Source organism: Kitasatospora albolonga (assembly GCA_002082585.1).
Classification (GTDB): domain Bacteria; phylum Actinomycetota; class Actinomycetes; order Streptomycetales; family Streptomycetaceae; genus Streptomyces; species Streptomyces stephensoniae.
Genome location: CP020563.1, coordinates 6652788 through 6670158 on the forward strand (window position 1 = coordinate 6652788; position 17371 = coordinate 6670158).

7 protein-coding genes are annotated in these 17371 nt (G+C 72.1%); 6 read left to right on the forward strand and 1 reads right to left on the reverse strand.

Annotation, left to right across the window (positions count from 1 at the left end):
• Positions 1-52 precede the first annotated feature (52 nt).
• A complete protein-coding gene (locus B7C62_29405; protein ARF75926.1) occupies positions 53-2800 on the forward strand; it encodes a hypothetical protein in 2748 nt (915 codons plus the stop codon).
• Positions 2801-2830: 30 nt separating this feature from the next.
• Here B7C62_29405 and B7C62_29410 read toward each other — a convergent pair whose 3' ends face one another.
• Positions 2831-3826 carry a hypothetical protein gene (locus B7C62_29410; GenBank protein ARF75927.1) on the reverse strand — a complete coding sequence of 332 codons (996 nt, stop codon included), beginning with the start codon at positions 3824-3826 and terminating at the stop codon, positions 2831-2833.
• Here B7C62_29410 and B7C62_29415 point away from each other — a divergent pair.
• The 5 genes from B7C62_29415 to B7C62_29435 all read left to right on the forward strand — a co-directional run bounded on the left by B7C62_29415 (position 3774) and on the right by B7C62_29435 (position 17355).
• On the forward strand, positions 3774-5339 hold the full coding sequence (locus B7C62_29415) for a hypothetical protein (protein ID ARF75928.1): 1566 nt from the start codon (positions 3774-3776) through the stop codon (positions 5337-5339). The genes B7C62_29410 and B7C62_29415 overlap by 53 nt on opposite strands.
• The gene (locus tag B7C62_29420; GenBank protein ID ARF75929.1) at positions 5303-6484 is read left to right on the forward strand and encodes a hypothetical protein; all 1182 of its coding nucleotides are present in this window, start codon (positions 5303-5305) and stop codon (positions 6482-6484) included. The genes B7C62_29415 and B7C62_29420 overlap by 37 nt, the downstream gene beginning before the upstream one ends.
• Positions 6477-9971 (forward strand): hypothetical protein, encoded by a 3495-nt coding sequence (locus B7C62_29425; GenBank protein ARF75930.1) that lies wholly within the window; start codon positions 6477-6479, stop codon positions 9969-9971. Before B7C62_29420 ends, B7C62_29425 begins: the two co-directional genes overlap by 8 nt.
• A gap of 97 nt (positions 9972-10068) precedes the next feature.
• Positions 10069-12762, forward strand: a complete 2694-nt coding sequence (locus B7C62_29430) for a hypothetical protein (GenBank protein ARF77424.1) — start codon at positions 10069-10071, stop codon at positions 12760-12762.
• Positions 12763-12819: 57 nt separating this feature from the next.
• Positions 12820-17355 (forward strand): hypothetical protein, encoded by a 4536-nt coding sequence (locus tag B7C62_29435; protein ARF75931.1) that lies wholly within the window; start codon positions 12820-12822, stop codon positions 17353-17355.
• The last annotated feature ends 16 nt before the right edge of the window (positions 17356-17371 follow it).

Consider the following 17371-nt stretch of genomic DNA (forward strand, 5'->3'; position numbering starts at 1 on the left):
GCCGCCGAGGGGACCGGCTCACCGCCGGACGGTGCGGAGCAAGGGGAGGGTGATGGAGGGGTACGTACTGGGCCCGGTCAGAGCCGAAGGGGCCGATGGCGGAAGGGTCTTCGGGAGCTCGAAGGCAGCCGCGCTGTTCGCGCTCCTGATGACATCACCGGGCTACCGGTGCACCAGGAAGGAGATCGCCGAAGTCCTCTGGGAGGGGGACGGGAACGCCGGTGGCCGGGTGGACCGTGCCATCTCCGACCTGCGGAAGCAACTGGGCCGGGAGATCGTGCCCCAGGGCAGGTCGGGCTACTGCGTGCTCCGTGTCCCGGAGGGCGGAAGCGATCTGCACCGCCTCCGCGCCGGGATGGCGCGGGCCGCCGGGCTCAGCCCTGCGGAGCAGTTCGAGCAGATCGGTACGGCCCTGGGGGGCTGGGACGGCGCCGAACCGCTGGAAGGGCTGACCGGGCGCGGATTCCGGCTGCGCCGCGAGGAGTTGCGGGCGGAGCTGATGGCCGCCGTGTATGCCCGGATGAACGCCGCCTGGCGGTCGCGGGAGGAGAAATGGCTCCGCGAGGAGACGGAGAAATGGTTCGGGCGCGCACCCGGACAGTCCCCGGTCTTCCGGTTCTACCTGCTCGCCCACGAAGACCTGCCGGAGCGCCGCCGTGAACAGCTCATCGGGCGGTGGACGGAGCGCAACGGAAAGCCGGACGCCGACCTGCAGAGCGCCATCGACCAACTCCGGGGAGTCGCCCACCGGTCGGCCGGGACACTCCTTCCGCCGGTGCCCGACCAATTGCCCGGCAGCAAGCGCGAGGCGATCGGGCAGGAAGAGCTGATCCGTGGCCTCGTCGACGCCGTGTGCGCGGAACAGGACGCCGGGAACCTGGCGCTGGTCCTCATCAGCGGTATGGCGGGGGTCGGGAAGAGCATGGTGGCCCACCACCTCGCATGCCGACTGAGGGAGCGCTTCCCCGACGGGGTGCTCTACGCGGGCCTGAACGGGTTCGCCGAGGGAGACGTGCGGCCCGCCGAACCGGACGAGGTCCTGGACGGGTTCCTGGCCGTGCTGCCGCCGTACACCACGGTGACCGGGCCGGAGAGCAGGAGCAAGGCACTGCATTCGGCGCTGGCCCACCGCTCCGTGCTCATCGTCCTGGACGACGCGCTCAACGCCCGGCAGGTGGTGCCGCTGCTCCCCGGGGACGGCACCTGCGCCGTGATCATCACCAGCCGCAACGACCTGGTGAGTCTCCAGTCCGAGAGAAGGGTGACATTCCGCAAGATGGAGCCGCTCAGCGAGGCGGACGCCCTGGAGGTGCTCCAGGAGAGGGTGTCGCCGAAGGACCGGCAGACGTACGACCGTGCCTTCCGCGAGCTGGTCCGCCTCTGCGGCCGACTGCCGCTGGCCCTCACCGTCGTGGCCCGCCTCCTGGCGGGCGGCGCACGTCCGGTGCGTACCATCCCCGCCCTGGTACGGGAGATGGAGCAGGAGCGGGCGAAGCTGGACGTGCTGGACCTGCCGCAGGGCGAACGGTCCGTCCGTGCGGCGCTGAACTGCTCCGTCCGCGTGCTCGGCGACGAGGCCCGGCTGCTGCTGTGGCAGCTCGCCGTCCACCCCGGGCCCACCGCCTCCTGGGAGGCGGTGATGGACCTCGGACGGGCGGCGGGCGAAGCGACACGTACCGACCTGGCCCTGATGGAGCTTCTGGAAGCGAACCTGGTGGAGTGCCACGGCGAGCGCTACGGGCTGCACGACCTCGTGCGGGCCTTCGCCCGTCAGCACGCACGGCCGGGCCCGGACGGAGAGACGGCGGACATCGAGCGGGCGACCGTACGGCAGGTGCTGGAGCACCAGTTGCACAACGTCCGCGCCTGCGACCGGGTGATCGACCACGAGCGCACTCTGCCCGTCGGTGAGCCCGACGGGGTCACGGTCGCCGACCCCGCGGGGCTGGGAAAGGCGATGGCGTATTTGGACGAGGAGTACGCCACCGTGCAGCAAGGCATCCGGCTGGCCGTCGGCCAGGGCATCCAGCGGTACGCCTTGCTGCTTCCCATGGCCCTGGTCACCTACCAGTGGCGCCGCCACCTCCTCGGCGACGCGCTGAAGAACCTCCATTACGCCGTCGACACGGCGGAATCCGTCGCCTCACCGGTCGACTGCGCCATGGTCCATCGGATGCTGGCCGGGACGAAGTGGCGGCTCGGCACGTACGACGCGGCCGTGGGCCACCTGCGCCGGGCCGTCCGGCTCAGCGCGGAGGACCGCAGCGAGGAGGGCCGGCTCAGTCTGGCCCGGTCGCTGCACCGGCTCGGTCTCACCCTGCGCAAGCAGGAGGACTGGGCCGGGGCGGAGGAAGAGCTGTGCCGGGCACTGGAGTTGTTCCGGGAGCTGGCCGACCCGGTCGGGGAGGCCGCCACTCTGAACGCCCTGGGCGCGCTCCACCACGACCGGGGCGACCACGAGCAGGCGCTCCGCCGGTGCGCGGACGCCCTTGAGGCGGTGGAGCGCACCGCGGAGCGCAGCGGCCTGGCCGACGTGCTGTTCACCCTGGCCAAGGTCCACCTGTCCCGCTCCGAGCGGGACGAGGGCATCCGCCTGTACCGGCGGGCCTGCGCCATCTACCAGGAACAGGAGAACCGGCCCAGCGAGGACAAGGCCCGGCTGCTCTTCTCGGACGTCCTGGTCTCCGCAGGCGAGACCGGAGAAGCGGTGCGGGAGCTGGAGAGGGTCATCGTGCTGCGCGAACTGATGGGCGGCGCAGGCGTACGGGAGATCCGGGAGCGGCTGGAAGGGCTGCGGTGACCCGTCCCGTCGGCGCCCGCCGGGCCACCGTCACAGCCGGGGCGGGTGCGTGCGGTAGTACTCGGTCGGGTCGGGGCGCAGCCGCTTCGACGGCCGCCGCGAGCCCACCTCGGGCAGATACGGGCGGAGCCGGTCGAACACCTCACGGACATCCGCCGGGCGCTCCTCCGCCTCCCACCGGACCATCCACAGCGCGAGGGAGGCGAACTCCGGGGGAAGCGCGGCAAGCCTGTCGGCGGGCAGCACCGGACCACCCGGCTCCGCCCGCTCCTCCAGTCCGCCGTAGGGCAGCCGCATGACGGTCATCTCCAGCAGGATGCAGCCCAGTCCGAAGATGTCCGCCCGCCGGGTCAGACCGGCAGCGCTCGCCTCGCACTGCTCGGGAGAGGCCCAGCCGAGCGTGCCGTGCGCGTCCTCCGTCGGCGAGCCCGCCCTGACGGCGTGCCCCATGTCGATGAGGCGGAGACGGCCGTCCGGCTCCACGATGATGTTCTCCGGCTTCAGATCGCAGTGCACCACATCCCGGTCGTGCACTTCCCGCAGGATCTCGCAGAGCTGGCCGATGACGGAGGCCACGGTCCCGGGATGCCTGACCGGCCGGGCCGCCAGCAGGACGTCCTGGAGCTGGCGTCCCCCGACGAACTCCATGACCAGGCATCCACGGCCTTTGTACGTACCCGAAGCCATGACTTCGGGGATCGCCTGAATTCCCGCCAGCTTCAGCATCCGGGAACCCTCTTCGAGGAGATTCTCACCGGCCCAGTGGAAATCGCTCCTGGGCCCGAGCCTCCAGGGCTTCTGGACCTTCAGAGCCATCCTCTCCCCGCTTCGGCGGTCACGGGCGAGAAAAAGGTCGCCCTGACCGCCGTCACCGACCATGTCCAGCACGTCGTAGCGCTTCTCCACATCGCCGATCTCCTCGATTCCCCTCATGGCCGCCTTTCTTTCCTCCGTACAGAAATGGAGCAGGAAAATGTCCCAGCCATGGCTGCCCCCCGACGGGGTGACCCGCACTTCCGAAGTCATCACGGTATCCGCCGGAATGTTCAAGGGAGGCGCCTTCAGATGCCCCGCCGCCGACGCCCTCAAGACCCGCGGCTACCGCACCGCCGACCCCGCACCGCGCCGCCGCGAGCGGCTGGAGCACTTCGCCCTCGGCCCTTTCATGGCCGCCTGCGACGCCCGCTCCCGGCCCCTCGGCTCCCCGCCCCGGCCCCGTACCGCACCCCCGCACGACGGCCTGAGGACCTGGTCGGACCATGGCGTGGAAGCGTACGAAGCGGCCTTCCCCACCGACCCGGAACGCCCCCTGGCGGAGGTGCCCGAGCCCTGGACGTACCGCTACCGGCCCTCCGGCCCCGACCCGCGGAACGCCGGGGAGTACCGCTTCACGGTATGGGGCCGCTGCCTGGCCTCCGCCGACGGCGCCAACCGTGAACTCCGCCTGCCCGTACACCGGTTGAACCAGGAACCGCCGCCCGACGGGTTCACCGCCGCCGTCGCCCTGGTGCTGGCCGAAGGCACTCCCGGGCCGCCGCCGGAGCACGTACGGATCGTGGAGTTCGCCCTCCTCGACGGCCGTACGCGGGAACTCTTCGCCGGTACCCGGGCGCAGGCGCTCGCCCGCTACCGGGAGCACGGCCCCGACGCCCTGGCCGCCGTCCTGGACGGACGGGAGTACCGGCCCGGTCCGGCCTGCGGCGGATGCTCCTATCTGCCGGTCTGCCCGGCCCTGCGCGCGGCGCCCGGACTGCTGGGTGTCGAGGCGCGGAACCGGCCGCGCCGCACCTGGTCGGTGACCAACGGGCGCAGCTACCGCGCCTGCCCGGCCCGCGACCACATGCGCCGGCTGCACCTGCCCCTGGCGGACTCCGTCGAGCGGGAGGTGACGGCCGAGCGCGGCCGGGCCCTGCACGCCTACCTCGCCGACCGGCACGGCCACGGATCGCCCCGGCCGTGCACGGTCGAGGTCCCCGAGGACTGGGTGCCGGACGGATTCGACCTGCCCGGCCATGAACGTCACCTCGGCGCAATCCTGTTGCGGCGGCATGCAGCCGTGTGCCCGCTGCGGTGTGTCGGGGACGGCACGGACGTGCGGACCGAACCCCGGGTGGTGCGGCACGACACCGCCGCCGATGTGGTGGTGATCGCCGCACCCGATCTGCCCTACCGGGACGGCGACTCCTGGGTGTGGCGCGAGACCAAGACCTCCGCCACCGACCGGCGGTCCTCCCGCCCGCTGCTGGAGCGCTACCCCCAACTGGCCCTGGCGGTGGTGCTGATCGCCCGCGGCGACCTGGGCGGCACTCCGTCCCGCGCCCGGGCCGAGCTGGAGGTGCTGCGCCCCGGCGGCGCCGACCTGGAGATCATCGACCCCTTCGCCCCCGCCAACCGGGACGCGGCCGAGAGCGTCCTGCGGACGATGGTGGCCGACTGGCACGGGGACGACCGCTACGAGGCCGTGCCCGGGCGCTCCTGCGAGCGGTGCGAAGTGGCCCGCTGGTGCTCGGCGTCACCCGTCACCGGAGCCGCGGCATGAGGGCGGGAGCGACGGCCCCCGGGAGCGGCCGGACGGAGACCGGGAAGGCGCCCGAAGGCGCGGGCAGCAGACTCTTCCGCGAGCTCGCCCGCATGGTGGCGGCCCTCGCCGAGACCGAGGGCCTCCGCTCGTTCACCCTGCCCTACCCCCGTCTCGCCCAGCGGACGCTGGACCGTACGGTGATGCACTGCCTCGACATCGGGGAGGCACCGCCGAAGAGCCTTCCGGAGCTGTGGGAGTGGTGCCTGACCCGGCCGGCCGGAGATCCGCTCTTCGCGGTCTCCCCCTCCCTGGTCGCTCCGGACGTGACGCTGGTGCATCCGGTCGGCCGGATGCCGACCCGGTCGTGCCTCGAAGTCGCCTCGCACGGGCCGGACGGGGGCGTGGCGGCGCAGGCCCGCGCACTTCTGGGCGACCTGGAGGCACGGTCCGGAACGGGCGAGCGCTACCGGCGGTGCCGGAGGTTCCTGGCCCGCCACCCGGTGGTCCAGCAGCAGGACCGCTTCGGGCCCGGCTGGAGCAAGTCCGTCTGGAACCAGGTCAAGGACCTCTACGGGCCGGTGCCCGAATCCCTGCTCGCCGACGGCGTCTTCCTGCGCTGCCCCTCGTGCGGGCTCCCCGCGCTGCCCCGGGACGGGGCCGTGCCGCTGCCCGGGCCGTCCGCCACCGCCGACGACCTCTGGTGCGAGGGGGAGGAGTGCCCGCGCGACGCGCCCCCGGAGCTGATCCGCGAGCCGGAGCAGGCACGGATGCTGCGGCGTCCGCTACGGACCTTCCTCGCACTGCCGTACCGGACCGAAGAGGCTGCCCTGAACGCACTGGACCGCGCCGGGATCACGCACGTGCCCCTGCCGGGGCCCCTGCCCGCCCACCGGCTGAGGGGCACCGGTCCCGGAACCGCGCACCTCCAGGTGTACGACCGTCTGCAACCGGCCCTCCTCGCCGCCCACCTCACCGACAGCGCACTGCCCGGGGACCGCACCTTCGTCGTGGTCCCCCGGGAACTCGCCGGGCGGGACGGCTACCGGAAGGACTTCACCGACGCCCTGCCCGCGCCCCTGCGGCACCGGCTGGTGCTCACCACACCCGTGGACCTCGTGCCCGACCTGGGGCAGCCCCGGGGAGAGGAGAAGGACGATGCGTAGCATCACCCCGCCCCTGACCGACGTGCTCCGCACCCTGAGGGCCTTCCTGGGGGAGTCCGGCCGGGGGCCCGCGCTGGAGGCCCTCTGCCAGGTGGAACTCGGCCTGTACCTCCAGGAGAAGCTGATGCCCGGCAGCCCGGCGGGCAGCGCCTGGGTGCTGTTCAGCGGATACGGCTTCGCCGAGGCGTACGGGACGCCGCTGCCCCCGGACGCCGAGCGGACCCTGCGGATCGCCCGGTACTCGCTGTGGACGCTGCGCAGAAGCCGTACCTGGCGCGAGGCGCTGGAGGGCTACCAGCTGTTCGACCCCAGGGTGCGCGGCTACGACGTACCGGACACCGAAGCCCCCGCCACCCGCCGCGAACTCTCCGTCGCCACCGACCGCTTCCCCGTCTACGAGCAGCTGCTCCGCGCGGCGCCGCCGCTGGCGGGCAAGCGCATGCAGGTCGCGGGCCAGGGCCCGCACGCCTTCCCCGTCAGCCGCACCCTGGCGGTCGTCGACCTGCCGCCCGTACCCCACACCCCCCTCGTCGCCCACGACCTGGGCCTGGAACCGGCGGGCGGCGGAGAGCCCCTGGTCTTCACCCGGAGGAGCCTGGAGCGCACCGCGGCGGAGATGGACGCCACGCACGCCCGCACCGGTGAGGGAAGGCCGCGCTGGCTGGAGCGGCTGCGGGCCTTCGACCTGTCCGCCAAGGAGAACGGGACGTTCCACAAGGCCGGGAAGGGCGAGGACTTCACGTTCACGGTCGACGGCATCCAGCATCTGCTGGGCATCGTCGGCGCGGGCAAGAGCACCCTGCGCGACATCATCGCCGTCCACCTCGCCAAGCTCGGCAGGCGCACCACCATCGTGGTCACCGATGTCGCGGAGGTGCTGAAGCTCGTCCAGCTCTACAACCTCCACACCGGCGGCGCCGCCGCACCCGTGCTCGGCTCCTCCGGCCGGGAGCGGCACGCCCAGCGGCTGCACCGCCGTCTTGCGGGCCGGGGCGAGCACCGGCTGCTCGCCCACGACGACCCCGCCTTCGCCTACCTCGGAACCTCCTGCGTGCTCAACACCATCCGCCAGGGGGCGACTTCCTCCACCGAGCAGCTCGCCTTCGGCGAGGCACCCTGCTCCCGGCTCCGGCCGCCGTCGGACCCGCGGCGCGGCAGGGGCGGCGGACCGGACCCCGAGTGGCAGAAGAAGGCCCGGACCTGCCCGTACTGGTCCGTCTGCCCCCGGCACCACGGAGCCCGCACCCTGGCCGGGGCCCTGATCTGGGTGGCCACACCGGCCGGGCTGATCGACGCCTCGCCGCCCCCGCCCCAGAACGGCGAGCGCATCCGCTACCTCGAACTCGCCTGCCGCCGCAGCGATCTGGTGATCATCGACGAGGCCGACCGGGTGCAGATGCAGCTCGACCAGACCTTCGCGCCCGCCGTCGTCCTCGCCGGTGACGAGGACGAGGGCCTCATCGACCAGCTCAGCCGGCACAAGATCCGGGAACTCGCGGCGAGCGGACGCACCCAGCTCTCCGAACGGGACGTGGAGACCTTCGCCGCCGCCCTCAACACCGCCGGATCGGCCACCGACCGGCTGTACGCGATGCTCGTCGCCGGATACGAGCTGCGCGACTGGGTCCGCACGGGCTACTTCAGCGCCTGGACACTCCAGCTCAAACTGCTCGACGAACGCTATGAACTCCCCGACGGCAGCGGCCCGGAGCACCGCGACCACGCCCCCCGGCAGGCGCTCGGCAAACTCCTCGACGCCTTCCGCGACAACCCCTTCGGCGACCGCCGCCGCAGGACGGAGGAGGACTTCGGCAAACTGACCGCCCTGCTCAACGAAGTGCTCCACACCGGCAACCCGGAGAACACCCGCCGCCATCTGACCGAGGTCATGAACGAGGTCTTCGACATCGACGTGACGTACATGGCCGCGCGGAGGCAGACGTACAAGGAGGAGTACGCGGAGTGGCAGCGGAAGGAGGAACAGCGGCAACAGAAGCGCGGGCGCCGCAAGAAGCCCGAGCCGCCGCCCGTCACCCCCGAGCAGTGGCGGCAGAGCCTCGCCGAACGCTTCGAGTTCACGCTGCTCCTCAGCGCCCTGGAACCCCGGCTCGCCATGATCAACGCCATGTGGCCCCGCGTCGAGGCCGCCCTGAGCCTCGGCTACAACACGATGTACCGCCGCCCGCTCGACTACGGCCCGATGGTGCCGGAGGCCCCGATGGGCAACGTACTCGGCTTCCAGTTCCGGGTCCCGGGCGAGGACGAGGGCGGAGTCCGCAGCGGCGAGCTGACCTTCTTCCGCTGCAACGGCGTCGGCCGGGAACTGCTGCGCGCCCTGCCCCACCTCGCCTCCGTGGACGGCAGGCCGGGCGCCCACCTGCTGCTCATGTCCGGCAGCAGCTGGGCGGGCGCGTCCAGCCGCTACCACGTCCGCGTCCCGGTCGGCGTCATCATCGAGCCACCGGCCGAGGTGACCGAACGCATCGCGGACGAGAGCCTGATGCGCTTCGAGCTCATCGACGACGGCGACGAGAAGCTGCGCCTGTCGGGAACCCACCCGGACGACCGCCCCGAGAAACTGCGCCGCATCGCCACCCACCTCGGCGCGGGGGAGTACGACGCCCTCGAAGGCGGCCCGCTGGAACGGGAGCTGCTCTCCCTCCCCTCGGGGCGCGACCAGATCCTCCTGCTCGTCGGCAGCTACGCCGAGGCCCGCGTGGTGGCCGACACCCTGCACAACCTCAACTCCCGCTGGCGCGACAGCGTGCTCTGCCTGGTCTCGGACGACGAGGAGATCGCCCCGGAGGACGAGGCGCCGTCCGCCTACCGCGCCCGCTCGCTGCGCCGGGGCGACGTCGAACACCTCAAGGACCTCGGCGCGGACATCCTCGTGGCGCCCCTGCTGGCCGTGGAGCGGGGCCACAACATCCTCAACGACGACGCCGAAGCGGCCATCGGCACCGTGTACTTCCTGGCGCGGCCCAACCCGCACCCCGAGGACCTGCACCTGGCCGTCCACGCCGTCAACGACTGGATCGTCCGTGCCGTCACCGGGGGCGACTTCGCTGCCTGGGTACGGAGAGGGGACAGCGTCGAGGCGGGCGCGGACGAGGTGCGCCGCCTCGCCCGCTCCCGCTGGTACCGGGTGCTCGAACGCTCGATGGCCTGGAGCCGACTGGACGACACCGAACGGGAGCAGGTCACCTGGGACATGCTCGTCCTGATGTGGCAGGTGATCGGGCGGCTGGTGCGCGGCGGCGTACCGGCCCGGGTGGTCTTCGTCGACGCCGCCTTCGCCCCCAACCGCGGGGCCGCACCACCCCGCCCCGACACCCCCAGGTCCAGCCTGCTGCACAGCGTGCTCGACGTGCTCGACCCGTACTTCGACGGTGACACGAAGACCGCGGAGGAACAGTTCATCGCCCGCGCCCTGTACGGACCGCTGCGGCGCATGCTCACCCGCCTGCTCGCTCCGGCCCACCCGTAGCAGCCCCACCCCATCCACCAGGAGGCATTTCGTGTACCACACCATTCGCGTCGCGGCCTACGAACCCGACCCGCTCCACGGACCGTGGCGGGAGGAGATGCGGGTCCTGCGGCTCGGCGAGGACCTGCACGCCGAACTCACCCGGATGCACGCCGAGGCCAACAAGGGCTCCGCCCGCCCCGACCGGCTCCCCGTCCGCAGGCTCAACTCCCTGCTCCGGGCCATGGCCCCCGGTGTCATGGCGACCGGCCGCAACGCCGGAACGGACGGCGGCCTGCCCTGGCTCTACGCGCGAGAGGCCGTCCCGCCCCAGGTGCTGGCCCCGGTGATCGGCACCTGGGCGGCGGGCATGTACCGGGAGGACGACGACACCGAGGGCGCCGACCTGGAGGACAGGCTCCGCTCCGAGGACCCGGCCGAGGCCGTCCGGCTGCCGGACTGGGAGACCGAAGCGGTCGACCTGACCGAGACCGTCACCTCGCCGGGCGGTACCGCCGAACCCGCCGCCCGGCTCTACGGCCTGCTGCCCGAGTGGGTCGCCTTCCGGCTGGCCGCCCGGACGTTCCGTACCGGGGGCAGCACGCTCCACTTCCGCGTCGAGAGCTCCGGCAACGGCGCGCGACTGGTCTCCTGGCCGCCCCAGCGCTACGAGAGCCGGGGCCGGACCTGGTACTACTCCGCCTGCCTCAGCATCACCGTGCACACCGTGCCGTTCGCCCCGCGGTTCCGCGTCCATGTCTCCGCACAGGTACGCCGGTGGGCCACCCGGCTGGAGGTGCGCCCCCACCAGCTGGGCGGTACGACGGTCCTGCTCGACGCCCCGCTGCCCTGGCCCGGAGGACCCGACCGGAGCCACCGGCTGATGGTGAACACCCTCGGCTACGACCGGCGGGCCAAGCAGCCGGCCTGGCGCCACCACAGCCCCGCACCGCTCGTGCCCGAACTCGACATCGTCCGCAACTACCCCGATCCCACAGAGCTGTTCACCCATCCGGAACGCTGGATCAACGGGTGCGGAGACGTGGCCGCGGGCATCGTCCACCACCCGTCGAACGGACCCCACCAGGTCGGCCCCGGGCTGATGCCGCGGGAGCGGGCCGACCTGGACGCCTGGGTCGAGGAAGGGCTGCGCCCCCTGCTCACCCGGGTCCCCGACCTCACCCGGGTCACCCGGAGCAACACCCCCTCGCTGCTGCCCCGTTCGGGCGCCGGACGCGAACCGGGCGTCCGGGAGGCGCAGCTGGCCCTGCAACGGCGGGCGGCGCTGGCCCGCGCACTGGACGGCCGTCCCCTGGAGGTCGAGGTCCTCTGGCAGTCCCCGCAGACCCGGGCCGCACTGCTCGCCCAGCTGCCGAAGCTCATCGGCCTCCCGGCCGGGGAGAGGACGGGGGCGGCCGGAGACGACACCTGGCGGTGGGAAGGGGAGGGCGTCGAGATCCGGGTACACGCCCGGCCCGCCGGACCCCTCGCCGATGCCCTGCCGGTCTCCCGGGAGCGCGGACGCCCCAGGGCCGTCCGGCTGGCCGAAGCCGTCGAAGGGCGCTGCCGACTGGTGGCGGACCGGTCGGCCCCGCGACCCGGAGGGGCCTCTCTGGTGATCGCGGAGATCGCGGGCAAGGAGCGCTTCGCCGCCGTCCCCGACTCCGACCCCAAGCACGCGCTGCGCATCGCCTGGGCGCGGCAGGGCAGGCTGAGCCAGTTCGTCAACCTGCCCGACGACACCGACGGCAGCCTGGAGCACCGGGCCAGGTGGACCTGGCTGGACGCCTTCCGGCAGCTCGGCGCGATCAGCCCGCCCGCCCACCGGGTGGGGGCCGGAATCCCCGGCGACCTCCAGTACGCGGCGCTCTGGCTCGTACGCCACACCAGGAAGGGGCCCACGCGGTACCCCGCCCACCGGCTGGTCGCGGTGCGGGTCCGCCCCGGGGAGGGACCGGGCGCCATCGAGGGGTGGGACGCCGAGCGCGCCGAGTGGGTGCCGTACCCGAAGCTGTTGCTGATGCTCTCCCGGGCGGAGGGACCGGCGGCGGAACCGGCGGAGGAACCGGTGGCGGAGGAGGCCGCGGAGGGCTCCGGCGAGGGCGCGGCCGCCGGAGGAGAGCCGCTCCGGAGCGCCGCCCGGCCGGGGGTGGAGCAGCACAGGCGGCGGGAGACCGAACGGCAGATCCGCGCGCTGCTCTTCCAGCTCCGTGACCGCCCGACGCTCCTGCTGGCGGACGCGGCCAATCTGCGCCAGTGCTGGCCCGCACTGCGCAACGGCGCGCTGGCCCGCGACCTGCTCGGCTTCGGCACCGAGCCCGCCCAGCGCCACACGGTCTACGGGGACGGCCTGCGGACGGTGCTCGTACGGGACGCCAACGCGCGGGAGGAAGTGGCGGAGTGGTACGCCCACGACGCCCGGGGCAGGGTCGGCTTCGCCGAGGGGGTGTGGGGGACGGCGGACCCGGAGAGCCGCGTCTTCGCGAGCACGGCCTCGACCCCGCACACGGTGGCGAAGCTGCCGAAGGGGCTCATGAAGCTCGTGCCCACGGCGCAGGGCCGCACAGCGCCCGGGAAGACCGCGTGGAACCCCGGGCAGCTGGAGGTCACCGTGCTCTGCTGCCTGTCGGAGAAGGCGTTGGCGGACTCGGGGCGCGGAGGCGATACGCCCGACCGGCCCGCGGAGTGGGCGACGCTGACGCACCAGCTGCGCTACCACGACGACTACCCGCCGCTCGCCCGCCCGCTCCCGCTGCACCTGGCGCGTCTCGCGGGCCAGTACGTCCTTCCGCTGGCCGGTCCGGCACGGTGACTCCGGCGCCGGGGATACCCTGGGCGCATCCCCTGAGGCGGAGGTGCGGCGGTCATCGTGGGCGGGCTGAGCTTCAGGACGCTGCGTACCTGGAACGGCGAGCAGAGCCGGGCGTTCGAGGAGCTCTCGTACCAGCTCCTCAAGGGCCGGGTGCCGCCCGGTACACGGGCGGTCCGGACCGGAAACCCCGACGGCGGTGTGGAGTGGTACGCCTCGCTGCCTGACGGTACGGAGTGGGGGTGGCAGGCCAAGCACGTAGAGGGCATCGACGCCCTGCTGACCGCGATGACGGGCTCGGTCGAGCGGGTCGCGAAGGAACGGCCGGGGCTCCGCAAGCTGGTCTTCGCGATCTCCTGGAACCTGGCGACGGGGACGAGCGGGGGCCGGCGCAAGTCCCAGCGGCAGAAGTACGAGGACAAGACCGCGACCTGGAAGAAGACGATCCCCGGCGCCGACAGGATCGACTTCGAACTGGTGCAGGAGAGCGACCTGCTGGACGAGCTGTCCAGGCCGGAGCACCGCGGCCGCCGCTGGTTCTGGTGGGACCACATGGTCCTCGGCCCCGACTGGCTCGAACAGCGCTACCGGGAACAGGCCGATGCCGCGGGCGAGAAGTACCGGCCCGACCTCCAGGTCGACGTGCCCATCCAGCAGGACCTGCTGGCGCTCGGCCACGACCGGTCGGTCCTCGCCGCCTTCGAGCGGTTGTGCCGCGATGTCGTCGCCGCGGTGGACGACCTGCAACCGCTGCCCGGAGCGGGCCGCGAGGCGGGAACCGGTGTCCACCGAGCCGTCCAGGACCAGGCACATGCGCTCAGGTCCACCGTAAGCACCCTCGACCTGCGAGCGGGCGCCCCGCCGACCGTGCTCGACGCGCTCGCACGGCAGCTGCGGGCCTCCGCCGAGGCCGTCGACGCCGCCACGGAGTACGAGCGGCGGCTGAAGGCCGAGTGGCGGGAGCTGCCCGAGGACGATCCCCGGAGAGGGGACGCCCCACCGGAACGGACCGACCGCTACAGCGTGAGAGCGCTGCACAGGGCGGTCGGCGAACTGCTCTCCTGGCTGGAGTCCTCCGTCGGCCGGGCCTTCGAGCGGCGCGTCTACTTCCTTACGGGGCAGGCCGGTTCGGGCAAGACCCACCTGCTCCTCGACGCGACCCACCGGGCGCTGCTGGCCGATCGCCCCGCCGTGTTCCTGGCCGGAGCCCAGTTCGGCAGGGGAGACCTCTGGGCCAGCGTCACGGACCAGCTCGGCCTGGAACCGGTCGGCGGCGACGCCCTGCTCAGCGCCATGGACGCGGCGGGCGAAGCCGCCGCCACGTCCGGGAGCCGGTTCCTGATCCTGGTCGACGCGCTCAACGAGACGGTCCCGGCCGACTTCTGGCGGACGTACCTGCCGAGGCTCAGGGCCGCTGTCGCCCGGTACCCGCACGTGGCCCTGGTGGTCTCCTGCCGTGACACCTATCGCGATCTCGTGCTGGAGGGCAACGAGGAGAAGCACTACGTCCACCGGACCCATCCCGGATTCGTCGAGCGGGAAGTCGAGGCAACACAGCGCTACTTCGAGCACTACGGGCTCGAAGCCCCGAGAATCCCGCTGCTCACACCGGAGTTCACCCTCCCGCTGTTCCTGCGCCTCTACTGCGAAAGCCTCTGCCGGACGGATGCCGGACCGGTTCCGACGGGACACCAGGGCCGCGTCGCCATCTTCGAGCGCTACGTCAGCGCCAAGGTCACCACGGTCGCCCGCCGCCTCCGCCCCGATGTGAGTTCCAGCTACGAACTCGATGCGGTGAAGACCCACGTCCGGCACGGCCTCGACGCCGTCCTCGACGCGCTCTCCCGGCTCGGCCGCGAGGGCATGAGCGCCACCGCCGCCCATCAGGAGGTGACGTCGAAGCTCAACGGCTCCGGTATCGACACGGCCAGGCTTCTGGGCCTCCTCCAGGAGGAGGGGGTGCTGACCCGTGAGCGGCTCCACCTCGGGGACCAGGGGACCGGGGAAGGCATCCGGATCGTCTTCCAGGCGTTCGCCGACTTCCTGCTCCTGCAACGACGGCTGGCGCTGTCCGAGGACCCGCTGACCGACGAGGCGGTCAGGTCCTGGCTGCTGGAGGAGAGCAGCTGGGGGATCGGCGAGGCGGCGACCACGCTCTTCCCCGAGGTGTACGGAGTGGAGCTGCCGGACCTTCTGGGTGTCAGGATGCCCGGGAGATCCGACCGGAACCAGGACAGAGCGGCCCGCGACCGGTACCAGCGCGCCCACCGGCTCTACCGGTCGCTCGTGCGGACCCTGCCCCACCGGGCCTCGGAGGCGATCACCCGCCGGACCGTCGACCTGCTGAACGAAGCGCAGCCCCACATCTCCCGCACCGAGCTCTACGAGGTGCTCTTCGCGCTGGCGCCACAGCCCGGCAACCGCCTCAACGGCGACGGGCTGCACGCGTATCTGCTGAGAAGGAAGATGCCGGAGCGCGACAGCGACTTCGGGTTCGCCACGTACCACGCCCTGTCCGACACGTCGGGCCCCGCCGCCCGGCTCGCCCGCTGGGCGGCGGAAGGCCCGTACCCCGCGTACGACGCCAAGGTCCTGGAGCTCGCCTGCGTCCCGCTGTGCTGGCTTCTCTCCTCTCCCAACCGCTTCATGCGGGACTGGACGACCAAGGCCCTGGTGGAACTCCTGCGGGGACACCTCGATGTGATGCGCGCCCTCGTCGAGCGCTTCTGGACCGTCGACGACCCTTACGTGGTCCAGCGCGTCATCGCGATCTCCTATGGTGCCCTGCTGCGCAGCTCGCCCGAGCACACCACCGCGGCCGGGGAACTCGCCGGGTCGGTGCACCACTTGGTCTTCACCCCGCCCGTACGACCGGACGAGCTCCTTCTCGACGCCGCCCGTGGTGTCGTCCGCTGGGCCGTGGCCCACGACCTGCTGCCCGCATCGGCGCTGGAGACATCCCGGCGTCCCTACGGCCTCACCGTGCCCGGCCCGCCCCCGACAGAGGCGTCGATCGAGGCCACGTACGGACGGCGCGAGGGGCTGCTCCCGAGCGAGAGCTATTCATCGGTCCTCTTCTCCCTCATGGGCCTGGGCGACTTCGCCCGCTACGTCGTGCGGCCCGGGGTCCATCACTTCTCGCGTCACCGCGTGGGGCGGCCGTTCCCCGGGCGGGAGCGCCGCGAGCCACGGTTCGTCAGGAGCCGCTGGACGAAGTTCCTCGCATCGCTGACCGAGCGTCAGAAGACCGAACTCGCCGACCGGTTGCGCAACCCCGAAGAGCAGGCCCTGAGCCAGTGGGAGCTGCTGATCCACGGTGAGGACGACCCGTTGAGCGGAGAACAGCGAGAGCTCTGGGAAGCCGCTTTCGTGCTCCCGAAGCCGGTCGACCACGACTACCCGGCCGACATCGCCTGCCGCTGGATCTTCCGCCGTACGATCGGCCTCGGCTGGACACCGGAACTCTTCGGGGAGCAGGACCGCAATATCGGCCATGGGCGTGGCAGGGAAGGGCACAAGGCCGAGCGCTGGGGAAAGAAATACCAGTGGATGGCCTATCACGAACTGCTGGCCCGTATCGCGGACAACTATCAGGCATCGCGGCGCTTCGACGACAGTCAGCCGTATGAAGGGCTGCACCAGATCATCGGCGATCGTGAGATCGACCCCAGCCTTCCTCCGATCGCCTTCCGCGTCTTTGACGAAAACGGTGGGAACGGCGCCTCCGCATGGGGCCGGCCGCTGATCGCTCTGGACGCATGGCCCCCGGCCCGAATCCAGTTCGACCGGTACCGGGGAGACATCGTGAGGTTCCTGGCCGACACCGATTCCGAACCGACCGTCGCCGGTTCCCTGTTCCTCCGCGACCGGCAGGGCGACGACTGGGTGGTACTCGAAAGCTTCGTGCGGAAGACCGACCCTCTGGCCGAAAAGGGCTGGCGCGGGCTCCAGGAGAAGAGCGCCGTCGACACCCTGCTGGTCAGGGCGGGCTCCTCCCGGAGACTCCTGGCCGCCCTGAAGGAGGAGACACGTCACGACTTCCGGGACCTTGTCGAGTCGAACGGCCATACCGACTGCTGTTACGTCGGTGAAGTCGGGCGCTTCGGCCCCTCCTGCCCGCACCGGCACGGCGAATTGCGTGCGGTGGAGATCGGCGGAGAATCCCTGGAGATCGTTCCCGCCGTCGAGCAGTACACCTGGGAGGGCAACATCCTGGACTGCTCCATCGGAGAAACCGCGACCGCCGTCCTGCCTTCGAGCTTCATCCAGCAGACCGCGTCACTGACATTCGACATGCGGGGCCCCAGCTGGCTGGATGCCGCGGGCGTCCCCGTATTCACCTACTACGAGGAACCCGGGGACAACAGCCGGGCCTTCCTGACCAGGAAATCCTTCCTCCGGGATTTCCTGGCACAGCACGGACTGGAACTGGTCGTGTGGCACTGGTACGAGCGGATGCGGGTGAGGAGCGATGACCACCGGGGCAGTCACCCCTATGTGGAGTCGAGTCTCGTGGCCCGGCTGACGGCGGACATGCAGATCCACCCCGGCCCTCCGCGACGGGTGGAACGCGACCTGAACGGATCGGTGGGGTAACCCGGCACAGGAGAAG